The organism is Janthinobacterium sp. C22, assembly GCF_057919405.1.
The window spans coordinates 2,198,335-2,211,258 of record NZ_CP193659.1; the positions used below are offsets into that span (position 1 = coordinate 2,198,335).

The window sequence follows — 12,924 nt, forward strand, 5'->3', positions numbered from 1 at the left end:
GTTCTCCTTACAGCATGTAGCGCATGGTGGTGCGCGGTGCGAGCGGCGTGGCATAGGTGCTGGCCGCGCCGATCACGAAAGGCAGGTACTGTCCCACCGACAGCGTGTAGTTGACGACTTCGACGCGGATGCCGCCCGGCGCCGTGCCGTCGGTGCAGCTGCTGTCGTTGAATGCCGCGTCCAGGCAGGTGACCGTCACGTTGGCCGTGGTGAAGTCGCTGATGCCGGCGCTGACGGCCGCGTCGGCCACCGTCTGTTTGGCGGCAGGCACGCCCTGCGAGGCGATGCCGGCCTTGGCCTTGACGGACATGTTGCGCGCCGCGTCGCGCGTGGCCTTGTTCAGCGCGTCGTAATACCAGAAGGCGCGGCCGAAGCCGAAGATGCCGGCCAGCAGGGTGACCAGCAGGGCCAGCACGATGCCGAATTCGACGGCGGCGCCGCCGCGCTGTTTGAGTGGGGAAAGGTGGATGCGCATGGCCGCCTCACTTGTAGAGTTTGATTTCGGAATTCGGCACGGGCTCGATCAGGCCCGCGAACTCGACGTCGAGGCGCTTGGTGCCGCCGCTGAAATCGGCCTTCATCGTCATGAAGAATTTGCCGATGCCCACCGCGTTCATGGTGCCGCACGAGGCCGGCCCGACGGGCGCCGTGCGGCAGTCGACCAGCACCACGTTGAGGATGCGGCGGTTGCGCTGGCCAGGATGGGCCGCCGACGGCGCCTGGAACGTGGGGCCGCTGGTCTGGTTGTACGGCGAAGGCGGCGTACTGGCAGGAAAGCCTGCGCCGGGGCTGACGGGGTAGCTGGCCGTGTCGAAGTAATTCGCCTTGGCCGTGCTGTACATGGGGTTGGCGTTGCCGTCCGCGACGCTATAGGCCGTGCCGGCCTTGGCCGGGGTGGCGCCATTGCTTTGGTAGGCGGGGCCGTACGACCACAGCACGCCGTAGCCGGCGAATTGGGCGAACGTGGCCGACGGCGCCGGGACGGCGCCGGCCGACGGCAGCTGGTAATTCGGCTTGTTGCCGGCCAGGCTGACCGGCTGCTGGCTGGGCAAGGTGCTGGCGCCCGGCTGCATCCAGCCGGTGGGCGGCGAGTTGGCGGCGGTGGCGGCGCAGGGCGAGGCGGCGCCCACGCACGGATATTCCTTGATGTTGGTGTCGGGCGGCGCCGTCGCGGGGTCGCACACGGAGGGGCCGCCGTAGTCGTCGAAGCGCGAGTTGAGCGAGGCGGCCAGCGAGGCCGTCATGCCCGTGTTCGTGTAGACCTGGCCCGAGCCGCTGCTGATGACGGCACTGCTGCCCGTGCACATGAACGGCGCGGTGGAGGCGGCGCTGGAGTGCGAGGCGCTGCAGCTGCCGGGCGGGGCGTCGACGGGGTTGATCAGATAGGGGTCGGACGGGCCGCCCAGCGGATTGAGGCCGAACAGGTTGTAGGTGACGCCGCGGCGGAAACCGAATTCCACCAGTTCCGTCAGGCCCGTGCCGGCCGGCGCGGCCGGATACGTGTATTGCGCCGTCTTGTTGGCCGGGTCGACGGCGCACACGCCGATCGGCGTGACGTCGTTGACGAAGCGGCCCGCCACGGCCACGCCCGAGGTGCTGGTGCTGGCGATGCCGGCGATGCCCATCAGGTAGGTGGCGAAGGTCTTGCTGCCCGTGTCGACGCGGATGAAGGTCTGGCCCTGGGGGCTGGTGCGGGCGCTGGCGCCGGACGACCAGGGGCCGTCCGGGCTGGGGCCGAACTCGATGTTGGCGGCCGTGATGGTCAGCGGGGTGGAGAAATCGTAGCGGTTCTTTTGCGCGATGGCGATGGCCTTGGCCTGCGCATTGTCGATGCCGGCGGCGCTTTGATTGAGTTCCACGGCGCCTGCCAGGGCGGCGCTGTCGGCGCCGTTCTGCAGTTCCGTCTTGGCGATGTACAGGTGGCCCAGGTCCAGCACCAGGCCGCCCATGGCGAACAGCACCACCAGGGTCAGCCCCAGCACGATGGCGATCGCGCCCTGCTGCCTGTCGTGCCTGCGGAATGCGGTCTTCATGGCTGTCTCCTGGTGGCCTGGGGAAAGTGCATCGGGGGACTGGCGCCTATTGGCGTCCGCCCACGCCGATGGTGAAGACATTCGGCTGCGGTTCCGGCGCGGCGAACGATTTCTGGTAGCGCTGGTAGGCGCTGGCGCCGGCCTTGCCGTCGATGCCGCTGACCGGGTTGGCATTGCGGTAGGCGTCCGGATACATGATCTGCTGCGCCTTGAGCAGGGCCACCGATTCGCCGAAGTGGGAATCGAGCACGGGCGTGGTGGTGGCGGCGCAGCCGGCCAGCAGGCATAACAGGGCGGCGCAAGGCAGGCAATGTGCGGTTTTCATGGTGCTCTCCTAGTTGAGGTCGAAGCCGGCGGCAGGCTGGGGCGCGGCCGCTTGCGGCGGCATGGGCGCTGCCGGCGCTGCGGGGGCGGGAGCAGGAGTGGGCGCGCTGCCTTCCATTTTTCCCTGCATGAACATGTCGCCGCGCGTCGGCTGGATGTAGCCGTCGGTGGGCAGCTTGTAGTCGGGCGGCAGCGGCTTGACCAGGTGCGGCGTGATGATGAAGACCAGTTCCGAGCGGTCCGTCTGGAAGTCCGTGCTGCGGAACAGGGCGCCCAGCACGGGCACTTCGCCCAGGCCTGGCAGGGCCTTGATATTGCTGGTCACGTTGTTCTTGATCAGGCCGCCGATGGCGAAGCTCTGGCCGTCGAACAGCTGCACCGTGGTGGTGGCGCGCCGCGTCGTGAACGAGGGCAGGATGGCCGTGGCCGAGATGCCGGTGGCGGTGATGCCGATGCCGTCCTTGTTCAGGTCCGACACCTCCGGCGCCACCTTCAGGTTGATGCGCCCCCCATCGAGCACGGTGGGCGTGAATTTCACGGCCACGCCGAACTCCTTCTCTTCCAGCGTGATGGTGGGCACGCCGTTATTGTTGCTCTGGCTGACGGGGATGAAGATCTTGCCGCCGGCCAGGAAGCTGGCCTCCTGGCCGCTGATGGCCATGATGTTCGGTTCGGCCAGCACCTTGATCAGGCCATCGCGTTTTTGCGCGTCGAGGTTGAAGAAGTTGTTCTTGCTGGCCCCGCTCAAGCCGCTGGGATTGTTGCTGAGCAGGCTGGACAGCAGCGAATACGACCAGCTGCCGATGGTCTTGTTGATGCCCAGGCTGGCGCCCAGCTGATCGACCAGCACCTTCGACACTTCGGCCACCTTCACTTCCAGCATCACCTGCTGCGGCGCGGCGATCGACAGCAGGTTGATCACGCGCGGTGCGGCCGCATCGGGCGTGGCGGCGGGAGCGGCAGCGGCGGCGCCCGCGCCCGCGGCTGGCGCGGCGCCGGAGGCGGCGTTGCCGCTGCGGGCGCTGCGCTGCACATAGGCGTTCGCCAGCGACAGCGCCTGGTCGGCCTTGACGACATCGCTGACCATGCCCGACAGGATCAGGGTGTCGCCCGCCACCGTGACGTTGATCTTCTCGTTAGGCAGCAGTTCGGCCATGCGTGCCTGCAGGCTGCTGCTGTCGATGCCGACGGCCAGGTCGATGATGGTGGCGTCATTGCTCTTGTTCCACAGGATCAGGTTGGTGGTGCCGACGGAGCGCCCCAGCAGATAGACCTCGGTCGGATTGAGCAGGATGACGTCGGCGATGCGCGGGTCGCCGACGGACATGCGGCTGGCGGCGAACGGCAGGCGCATCAGGGTCGACTTGCCCTCGGCCAGGCTCATTTGCGGCGCCATCTCGGTGCGGCCGGCGCGCGATTCGCTTTGCGGCGGCGTGGCCCTGGGCCGGACGGCGGCGCGGCTGCTTTTGGCGGCCCCGGTGTCGGCGCCAGCGGCGGTGGCGGCAGCGGCGACGGGTTCGCCGCGTGCCTGGGGCGCCAGGGCGCCGATCATGGCGAGGGCAAGCGCCAGGCTGAGTACCCGGCTTCCGCTTGCTGTGCAATATGTGCTCATGGCGTGACTCCTCTGGTGCAGGTTAGAATTGTTGGGAGCTGCGTTCCAGCCCCTTGATGACATCGACGCGCGGACCGGCCTGTGGTGCCGGCGCGGCGGCGGGACGGCGGCGTGGCAGCGGCTTGGCTTGCACTATGGCGGCGGGGGCGGCCATGGCGACCTTTTCATCGAGCAAGCTGGACTTGGTGGCGCCTTCCGTGTTGACGGGCTTGTCCTCGATCTGGTTGCGCAGCACCAGCGAGAGGGTGCCCACGCTGCGCGCCAGGTCGAGTTTTTCCGCCTGTTCCGGCGTCAGCTCCAGGGTCACGGCGTTGACCACCTTGGGCTTGGTGTCGTCGCGGTTCGATTCCTGGGCGATGGCGAGCACGAGGATGCGTTCGAGCACGATCTTGGAAATATTCGGATCGCGGTCCGGCGTCTTGCGCGCCCCTTCGCCCTGGGTGTTGACGAGGATGTCGACGAAGTTGCCGGGCAGGGCGAAGCCGGCCACGCCCACCACGTCGTTGACGCGCACGGTCATGGCGCGCTTGCCCTCGGCGACGACGGCCGACAGGCCGCCTTGCGTGCCGGGAGGCGCCAGCTTGCCTTCCATGATCGGTTCGCCGTGCTGGATGCTGGTGCGCGTGACGCGCGTTTCCAGCAGTTTCGGATCGTTGATGGCGCCCGGCGGCAGCGCGTTCGATGGCCAGTCCACCATGCGCACCATGTCGGGCGTGAGGCGCGCCCCCAGGCTGATGTCGACCTGGGCCACGGCCACCTTGTTGATGTTGCCCGAGGCTTGGGCATTGATCCAGCGCGCGGCCACGATGACCGCGGCGAACGCCAGGATGACCGCAATGGCCATCATCGTCAGAGCGCGTGCGTTTCTCATTTTGCTTCCCCTTTGTGCTGGACCGCTGCCGGTCCGTTATGTGTGCTTGCAAGGTCGTCATCGCTGCCGAAATAGTTTTGCCATGCCCAGAACAGCACGTCCGGGGACAGCTGCGCCGCGTGGTCCTCATAGCGCGCCTGGTCGCAGACCTGCGCCAGGATGTCGCGCGGATAGCAGGCCAGCAAGGGCCGCTTGTAGAGGCTATGCAGGTGCAGCAGGTAGGTATAGGAGGCTTCGTCGAAATTGATGCCCAGCTGGGCGCAGGTGCTGCGGAACACGGCCAGGTAGTGGTAGGCGCTCAAGGGACCCACATGGATCTTGTAGCCGATGCGGCGCAGGAAGGAATCGTCGGCCAGCTGCTGCGGCGCCAGGTTCGACGAGAACACGACGATGACGTCGAAGGGCACGGGGAATTTGTAGCCCGTGTGCAGCGACAGGTAATCGATGTGGCGCGCCATCGGCACGATCCAGCGGTTCATCAGTTCCACGGGCGAGCAGCGCTGGCGACCCAGGTCGTCGATGATGAAGATGCCGTTGTTGGCCTTCAGGTGCGGCGGCGCCTGGTACAGGCGGGTGCCCTGGTCGAATTGCAGGTCCAGCATGTCGAGCGTCAGCTCGCCGCCCGTCAGCACGGCGGGGCGTTCGGCGCGCACCCAGCGCGGGTCGGATGGCACGAGGCCTTTGCTTGACAGGGTGTGCAGCATGGGGTCGAGGAAGGGCAGCACTTCGCCGTCGACCATCACGGCATGGGGCAGGGCGATGGCGCCGCTGAGCAGGCCGTTCAGGCGCTCGGCCAGGTAGCTCTTGCCGCTGCCGGCGGGGCCGTGGAAGAACAGGGCGCGCCCGGAATTCATGGCCGCGCCCAGCTGGTCGAGCACGGCCGAACTGGCCACCACGTCGCGGAATTCGCGCTGCACGTCGTCGCGGGTGACGTGCATGTCGGCCACGCTTTGCGCCAGCACCTGGTTGCTGTAGTCGGCCAGGGTGACGGGGGCGGGACCGCTGTAGGCGTTGCGGCGCATGTACTCGGCGGCGCGCAGGCGGCCCTGGTCGCCCAGCATGTAATACAGGTCGGCGTCGGTGCCGCTGCCGCCGTTGCGGCGCGCTTCGCACAGTTTTTCGGCGCGCATGAAGGTGAGCAGCGGTTCGAGCACGCCGGCGCCCAGTTTCACGTGCGTCGACAGGGCGGGCAGGCCGATCTGGCCGCGCAGGAAGAGGATCTTGACCAGCAGTTCGACCAGGAACAGGAAGGGCAATCCCGTTTCCTCGACCGTGCGTGGCGCGCGCTTGGCCGCCGGTTCGACGCCGCCGCCGTCGCTGCGTTCTGGATAGGTGTCAGGCATGATAGGTACTCCTCGCTCGGGTGGCTGGGTATCAGAAGATGAAGGGCAGCAGGCGGTACTTCACCTGGCGCATGTAGACGCGATAGCGCACGTCGGCGGACAGGAAGCGTTCTTCGCGCAGCAAACGCGCCACCATCATGGTTATCGTCGCGACATAGGTGACGGTGTTGGCGGCCGAGGTATTGGCCAGCAGGTAGCCGCTCAGGGAAATCAGGTAGCTGGCGTACAGCGGATGGCGTATCACGCGGTAGACGCCGCCCGTCTTGATCTCGCGCTGCGCCGCCACCAGGCCGAAGCTGCGGTTCAGCGACAGCAGGCCGGCGATCTGCAGCAGGCTGCCGACGGCCAGCAGGTAGCGGGCGCCGGGCCAGATGGCCATGTCGGCGGGGGACAGGAGGAAGGGCGCGAAGGTGGCGCCGATGGCCAGCAGCCAGTCGCCCGCATCGGTGGAGACGCTGACGGGGGCCGAACGCACGATGAAGAACAGGGCGGCCAGGGTTTCGGCGGCGCAGAACAGCAGATAGCTCCAGTCGCCGCTGTGCAGGAATCCCACCACGTGGGCGCTGGCGAAGAACGCCCACAGGCCGGCCATGGTGATGCTGGTAAACAGGCTGGCGCCGCGGGAGTGGCAGAGGGTGGCGAGGGTGTCCATGGTCGTGTCCTTGGGTGGCGGGCAGGCGGCGCGTTTCAGCGCAGACTCCACAGGTGGGTGTAATGCAGGAACACCTGCAAGCCGGTGCCGCTGGCGATGGCGAAGGCGTAGGCCAGCTTGCCGGTGGCCGGCGGCGGTTCGGCGATCGTGGCGGCGCCGCCGGCAAGGCTGTGCAGCAGCGCGCCCAGCATCATGTGGTAGGTGTTTTTCAGCACCTGGCGCAGGCGCTGGCCGGCCAGGGCGGCGGCCAGGGCCAGCACGCCGCCGCACAGGAAGGTCAGCAGGGCCGCTTCGAGCACGGCGTCGGGACCGAGGAAGGCGCCGCACATGGCCATCAGCTTGACGTCGCCGGCGCCCAGGGCGCGCAGCAGGTACATGGGCAGCAGCAGGGCCAGTCCGGCGGCGGTGCCGGCCAGGGCTTGCAGCAGTCCCAGGCCGCCGAAGGAGGCGTCGAACAGGCCGCTACCTGGCGGCACGAAGCTGTTCAGGATCAAGCCCGCCAGCGTGCCCCACAGCACCAGCCGGTTCGGGATGCGGCGCGTGCGCAGGTCGTGCCACAGGGCGCTGGCGAGCAGGGTGGCCAGCACGGCCAGGCACAGCAGCATGGGCAGGTGGGCGTTCATGACGTCAGTCCTTCCTTGCCCATGCAGGGCGCCGTGGCCACGTGCATGGCCGGCGCCGCGGCCTGGCTGCCCAGCAGCCGTCCCACCAGGCGCCATACCAGCGCCGCGCCGGCCGCGCCCACATAGCCGTCGAGCGCATAGTGCCAGCCCAGGTGGATGGAGCCGAGCAGGATCAGCACGGCGAAGGCGGACAGGGCGATCCCTGCGGCGCGGCTGACCTTCCAGCCCATGATGGCCATCAGCACGGCCGTGGCCACATGCATGCTGGGCATGGCGGAGATACCCAGTTCGCCGTTCGCGCCCTTGCTTTGATAGCCTTGCCACAGCATGTCCTGCACCTGCAGGGCCCAGACGGGGACGTGCTGGTTGGCGTCATGCAGGTAGGCCATCAGCGGCGCATACGGATCGTTGGCGTGCAGGTGGCCGTAGTAGCAGGGGCCGACCGAGGCAAACAGCACGGCCAGGATGCTGCCGAGGACGATCCAGGTCAGCGCAAAGCTGAGCAGGAACTGCATGCGCAGCAGCGGGCGGCGCGTGTCGAGGATCAGCCAGTACAGGATGGCGTAGAACAGGAAGAACCAGAAGTGGTAGCTAAAGTTGAGCAAGCCCGTGACGAGCGGATGGCCCAGCAGCGGTTGCAGCCTTTCCCAAGGGGCCATGCCGCCATGCAGCGCGACGTCCCAGGAGGACAGGGTGGCATCCCAGGTGTAGGGATGCAGGCGCGGGATGGCGCCCTTGAAGACGGTGAAGCTGGAGGCGAAGACGGGGATCAGCAGCATGGCCGGCAGCGCGTGCAGCAGGCGCTCGTTGTTCAGGTAGCGGCGCAGATCGTGGTACAGATAGTGGCACAGGCGGTGCGGGCGTTTCATCACCATGACGTGGATGGTGTAGCCGCACAGGATGAAGACGGGACCCGTGAGGATGGCCACGAGGAAGCCGGCCAGCACGTTGAGGATCTCCGATGCGCTGGGCAGGCCGCCGGCCAGCAAGGTCGCGGCGGCGGCGTACAGCAGCACGATCAGCAGCAGGGCGCGGTGGGTGCGCAGCGAGGCGCGCAGGGCGTTCATGACAGGGCCAGGACCACTTGGTCCTTGACGTAGACAAACAGCAGCTTGACCTGGTCGCCCAGCACGGTGATCGTGACCACCAGCACTGCCGCGATCAGGCCCGCCAGCAACGCGTATTCGATCGCTGTGACGGCGGACTCGTCGGATAAACGGCTGAAGAGAGATTTCACGATGGGCCTCGCTAGGCGGTATCAAGGTGGGCGTGCCGGGAATATGGGGAAGCGTAGTCCGGGCTGGCGCTGGGCCGGCCCGGACCGCACCGCATCAGCCATTGGCGGTGGTGAGTTTGGTGCCGATGGTGCTGAAGGTTTTTTCAGCTGCGTGCCGACGATGGTGATGGCGGCGATGATCACCACGGCGATCAGGGCGGCGATCAGGCCATATTCGATTGCGGTGACGCCATCTTCTTCGCGGATAAAGTTTTTGATGAGGTTCATGACAACTCCTGGTGGTGGTTAAGGTACAACGGTGGATAAAACGACATGACAACTGTGCTGCTGCTGTGCGCTGGCGTCATGGGCTTTCGCCCAGTGCCAGCAATCCGATGATGCAGACTACCGCCATGAGGGCCGCCACCAGGGCATAGCGGTAGAACGCAGCCTTCTCCTTGCCCTGTAGATAGGTGATCAGGGCAGTCGGAAGAAACTTGTCAAGGCGCATGCTGTGCTCCGTGTCGTGGTGGGCTGCGCGGTAATCTGCACTCCGGTAACACCACTATAGAATTTGCCAGCTTGATCTACATCAGAAGAACATCCTTTTATTGCAAGGAGGAACTGCTTGTTTTTTTCGTGACAATTGTCATGGTCGAGTTCGACGCACGGGGGCGACGGCCATGCCGGTGGCTGGCGAGCGAGGCGCGAGGGGCGGGAGGGGTGGGAGGCGCGGCCGTGCGGTGGCCGCGCGGTGGGGGAGCGTCAGGCGCCTGGCGGCAATTGGCCCAGCTGGTGCTTGGTGGCGTAGGCGTACAGTTCCAGGCGGTTGTACACGCCCAGCTTGCGGTAGATCGACGTCAGGTGATTGCGCAAGGTGTGTTCGGAAATGAACAGCTGGTCCGCCAGCAGCTTGGCCGGCGTGCCGCTGCCGTGCACCAGCGCGGCGATGATCTTTCTTTCCTTGAGGGTCAGACTGGCGATGGCGATGGCTTGCGCCGAGCCACCGCCGGGCTGGGTCAGTTGCGTCAGCATGCGTCCCAGCATCGCATGTTCCAGCCACAGCTCGCCCTGGTACACCTTTTCGATGGCCTTCAGGACCATTTCCGCGGGCGCATCCTTGCTGACGATGCCGCGCGCGCCTTTCAGTACCGTCTGGTCCAGGATGGCCTGGTCGTGGCTGGCCGTCAGCACCAGCACGCGCGTGCCGCCGCACTGCGCCAGCGCGGGCAGGATGGCCAGCGAGCTGATGCCGCCCAGGTCCAGGTCCAGCACGATCACATCCGGTTGCAGCGCCTTCGCCTGCTCCAGCGCCTCGGCGCTGTCGGAGGCCGTGGCGACCACGCGCATGCCCGAGTGCTCGCCGCCGATCAGCCGCTCCAGGCCCCACAGCATGGTCTTGTGATCGTCCACCAGCATGACGCTGATGACATGGCTGGCCGGTGGCACGTGGCGTAAGTCGTTCATATGGGGATCTCGATCTGTACGGAGGTGTTGCCCAGCATGCCATGCGTGACGCGGGCCGTGCCGCCCAGGGCGGCGGCGCGCTCGGCCAGCGAGTCGGGCAGGAAATCGGGGACGTGCGCGGCGGCGCATTCGTTGTCGATGCTGATGTGCAGCGCGCCCTGCACGCAGGTCAGCTTGACGGCGCCGTGGCGCGCCGACGTATGCTTGCGGATATTGCTCATGCCTTCGTTGACGATCTGGAACACCTCGGCCGCCAGGCGGTCGTTGATGTGCAGGTCGCCTTCGATATGCAGGGCGATGTCGATGCCATAGAATTCGCGGATCTGCGTGGCCTGGCGGCGCAGCGCGACCAGCAGTTCCGGCTCGCTTTGCACCTGGCCGTTCTTGAACGTGCGCGCGTAGCTGCGCAGGTCGGCGATCACCTGGCCCGACATAATGATCAGTTTTTCCAGTTCGGGCAGCAGCGGGTTGCCCGGCGTGGCTTCGTTGCGCAGGGCGGCCAGGCCGTGGCGCAAGCCGATGTACGGCTGCACGGCCGTGTCGTGCAGGTCGCGCGCGATCTTTTCGCGCTCGCGCGAGGCCGCCTGCGACGCCAGGCGGTCGAGCAGGTCGATGTTTTCAATGACGGGAAACGCCTGCGCGCCGATATGGCTGAGAAACAGGGCATCCGTCTTGCTCATGCTGGTGGCGGACACGATGAAGATGCGGCCTTTGCCATTGCGCAGGGGCAGCGGCGCGCTGATGAAGGCGTGCGCTTCGAGCAGCTCGGCCAGGCGGGCACCCGCCGCGTCGTCGTGCCGCAGCCAGCGCCCGCTGTCGGGATCGAGCATGCGCGCGCCGCCCGTCCACGGCAGCCAGCGGCCGGCGGGCTGGTTGTACAGGGCGATTTTATCGTGCGGGAAAGCGAGCAGGGGCTGGCCGCGTCGTCGCTGAGCAGCGAACTGGTATGCACGACGGTCGTGCCCGTTTGAATCACGCTGCGCAGCGACCAGACCCGCGTGCCCTTGTCCTGCATGATCAGCAGGCAACTGCGGCCGTTGAAATAACTGCGGGTTTTTTCCAGCACCGAGGTGATGGTCTGGTCGACGCCGAAGCGCGGATTGGACAACTGGCTGACATCGCGCAGCAGCGCCAGATGGCTGCGCTGGGTGATGGCCGAGCCGCCCCAATAGGCGATCATGTAGCCGAGCGCCAGCAGGAAGGTGGTGCGCAGCAGCAGGCGCGACAGTTCCGCCCCCGTTTCGCCGAACAGGGCGGTGGCGGCGAACAGGCCGGCCGAGGCCAGGGTCACGCGCGCGCCTTCCTCGAAGCCCCGCTGGAACGACGAGGTCAGGATGGCAAAGAAAAAAACAGGAAGAATAAATTGTTGTGGCTGCTGGTGGAAAACACGATCAGCGCATACCAGGCCACGTCGAGCCAGTACAGCAAGATGTCCTGGGGCAGGCTGAAGCCCAGCACGGCCAGCACGTAGAGCAGCAGGCTGTGCATGGTGTAGGCGGAAAAGATCAGCCAGGTGATCTTGCTCAGCTTGCCGGCGCTTTCGGGATCGATGAACAGGGTCAGCAAGGTGGCGCTCGACAGCAGCAGGCGCATGCCGTTGACCATGGTCGTATCCATGCCGGCACCCGGCAAGCCGGATCTGAGGGGAGGATCGAGATTCACAAGCGCTCCTGGCCATGTGCCGCATGGGGGCGCCATGCGCAGGGATAGATACCACAGATAAATTCTTGTTATTGTTGCTGCAATCAATAACGAGTCTACCCACCTGCCGTAAAGATGTCTACTGGAATCCTTTGCCCTGCGTTGCTTTTTTATAGCGGCTGCACCATCACGCGGTTGCGCCCGGCGCCCTTGGCCAGGTACAGGGCGCGGTCGGCGGCGCCGATCAGGGCGGAGATGGTCGGCTGCTGCTGCGGGTGCTGGGTGGCGATGCCGATGCTGACCGTGATGTGCTTGGCGTCATTGACCGTCTTGGCATGCGGAATGCGCAGCCCGGCCACGTGCTCGCGGATCGACTCGGCCATGCGCAGCGCCTGCGCCGCGTCCGTGTCGGGCAGGATGGCGGCAAATTCCTCGCCGCCATAGCGCGCCAGCAGGTCGGTGGGACGCTGCAGCATGGCGGCCAGCTCGGCCGCCACGCGGATCAGGCAGCCGTCACCCTGCTGGTGGCCGTAATGGTCGTTGTAATCCTTGAAATGGTCGATGTCGATCATCAGCAGCGACAGGGGGCTGCTCGTGCGCATGGCGCGCCGCGTTTCCTTTTCGATCGCCACGTCGAAGTGGCGGCGGTTGGCGATGCCCGTCAAGCCGTCGGAAAAAGTTTGCGAACGCAACACCATGGTTTGTTCGCGCAGCAGCTTTTCGCGGCCCACGGCGATGGTGACGTCATTGATCTGGATCAGGCAGTGGCGCGGCGAACCGGGCAAATTGATCGGCGTGACGGCGATCGCCTGCTGCATGCGCTCCTCGCCGTCGTTGCCGCCTGCGGCCGCGCCATGCGTGTACAGGGCAAACGGCGCCTTGTGCAGGGTTTGCGACAGCAGCGACTGGAAATTGTCGCGCAGGGCCTGGGTGATGGCCGAATCGATGCGTTTGTGGCGCAGTTCCGGAAAGACGGCGAAGAAATCCTGGCCCAGTACGGCGTCGGCCTGGCGGGCCGAGTGGCGCGCCATCCATTGGTTCCACAGCACGATGCGGTGCTGCTCGTCGAGCACGATGGCGCCCAGGTTCACGGCACCGAGTATGCTCTCGAGCAGGGCGAGTCGGTGTAAGGCATCCGGCAT

At 66.5% G+C, this 12,924-nt stretch carries 16 protein-coding genes and 1 pseudogene; all 17 read right to left on the reverse strand.

The window, feature by feature from the left end; genetic code table 11:
• Positions 1-7: 7 nt before the first annotated feature.
• Positions 8-475, reverse strand: coding sequence for a TadE/TadG family type IV pilus assembly protein (locus tag ACRHIG_RS10210; protein WP_475416838.1), 468 nt, complete (start codon positions 473-475; stop codon positions 8-10).
• Positions 476-482: 7 nt separating this feature from the next.
• The gene (locus ACRHIG_RS10215; RefSeq protein WP_489630094.1) at positions 483-2,033 is read right to left on the reverse strand and encodes a pilus assembly protein TadG-related protein; all 1,551 of its coding nucleotides are present in this window, start codon (positions 2,031-2,033) and stop codon (positions 483-485) included.
• Between the two features lie 46 nt (positions 2,034-2,079).
• The gene (locus ACRHIG_RS10220) at positions 2,080-2,358 is read right to left on the reverse strand and encodes a hypothetical protein (RefSeq protein ID WP_086140104.1); all 279 of its coding nucleotides are present in this window, start codon (positions 2,356-2,358) and stop codon (positions 2,080-2,082) included.
• 9 nt (positions 2,359-2,367) lie between these two features.
• A complete protein-coding gene (locus ACRHIG_RS10225) occupies positions 2,368-3,969 on the reverse strand; it encodes a type II and III secretion system protein family protein (protein WP_489630095.1) in 1,602 nt (533 codons plus the stop codon).
• Between the two features lie 22 nt (positions 3,970-3,991).
• Complete coding sequence (gene cpaB, locus ACRHIG_RS10230; protein ID WP_475416835.1) at positions 3,992-4,840, reverse strand: Flp pilus assembly protein CpaB; 849 nt, start codon at positions 4,838-4,840, stop codon at positions 3,992-3,994.
• Entirely contained in the window at positions 4,837-6,183 is a 1,347-nt protein-coding gene (locus ACRHIG_RS10235) for a DUF8689 domain-containing protein (protein WP_489630096.1), read from the reverse strand. The genes cpaB and ACRHIG_RS10235 overlap by 4 nt, the downstream gene beginning before the upstream one ends.
• A 31-nt stretch (positions 6,184-6,214) precedes the next feature.
• A complete protein-coding gene (locus ACRHIG_RS10240) occupies positions 6,215-6,835 on the reverse strand; it encodes a methyltransferase family protein (RefSeq protein ID WP_475416833.1) in 621 nt (206 codons plus the stop codon).
• Positions 6,836-6,870: 35 nt separating this feature from the next.
• Positions 6,871-7,458 (reverse strand): A24 family peptidase, encoded by a 588-nt coding sequence (locus tag ACRHIG_RS10245; protein WP_489630097.1) that lies wholly within the window; start codon positions 7,456-7,458, stop codon positions 6,871-6,873.
• Positions 7,455-8,525 carry a phosphatase PAP2 family protein gene (locus ACRHIG_RS10250; protein WP_489630098.1) on the reverse strand — a complete coding sequence of 357 codons (1,071 nt, stop codon included), beginning with the start codon at positions 8,523-8,525 and terminating at the stop codon, positions 7,455-7,457. Before ACRHIG_RS10250 ends, ACRHIG_RS10245 begins: the two co-directional genes overlap by 4 nt.
• Positions 8,522-8,698, reverse strand: a complete 177-nt coding sequence (locus ACRHIG_RS10255) for a Flp family type IVb pilin (protein WP_489630786.1) — start codon at positions 8,696-8,698, stop codon at positions 8,522-8,524. The genes ACRHIG_RS10250 and ACRHIG_RS10255 overlap by 4 nt, the downstream gene beginning before the upstream one ends.
• 91 nt (positions 8,699-8,789) lie before the next feature.
• Positions 8,790-8,962, reverse strand: a pseudogene (locus ACRHIG_RS10260) (Flp family type IVb pilin).
• A 76-nt stretch (positions 8,963-9,038) separates the two neighbouring features.
• Positions 9,039-9,185, reverse strand: a complete 147-nt coding sequence (locus ACRHIG_RS10265; RefSeq protein ID WP_157814672.1) for a hypothetical protein — start codon at positions 9,183-9,185, stop codon at positions 9,039-9,041.
• Positions 9,186-9,439: 254 nt separating this feature from the next.
• Positions 9,440-10,141 carry a response regulator gene (locus tag ACRHIG_RS10270; RefSeq protein WP_475416830.1) on the reverse strand — a complete coding sequence of 234 codons (702 nt, stop codon included), beginning with the start codon at positions 10,139-10,141 and terminating at the stop codon, positions 9,440-9,442.
• The gene (locus ACRHIG_RS10275; RefSeq protein ID WP_489630787.1) at positions 10,138-10,821 is read right to left on the reverse strand and encodes a sensor histidine kinase; all 684 of its coding nucleotides are present in this window, start codon (positions 10,819-10,821) and stop codon (positions 10,138-10,140) included. Before ACRHIG_RS10275 ends, ACRHIG_RS10270 begins: the two co-directional genes overlap by 4 nt.
• On the reverse strand, positions 10,818-11,432 hold the full coding sequence (locus ACRHIG_RS10280) for a hypothetical protein (RefSeq protein WP_489630099.1): 615 nt from the start codon (positions 11,430-11,432) through the stop codon (positions 10,818-10,820). The genes ACRHIG_RS10275 and ACRHIG_RS10280 overlap by 4 nt, the downstream gene beginning before the upstream one ends.
• Positions 11,433-11,470: 38 nt before the next feature.
• Positions 11,471-11,803 carry a hypothetical protein gene (locus ACRHIG_RS10285; RefSeq protein ID WP_489630100.1) on the reverse strand — a complete coding sequence of 111 codons (333 nt, stop codon included), beginning with the start codon at positions 11,801-11,803 and terminating at the stop codon, positions 11,471-11,473.
• A gap of 149 nt (positions 11,804-11,952) precedes the next feature.
• Complete coding sequence (locus ACRHIG_RS10290) at positions 11,953-12,924, reverse strand: GGDEF domain-containing protein (protein WP_475416828.1); 972 nt, start codon at positions 12,922-12,924, stop codon at positions 11,953-11,955.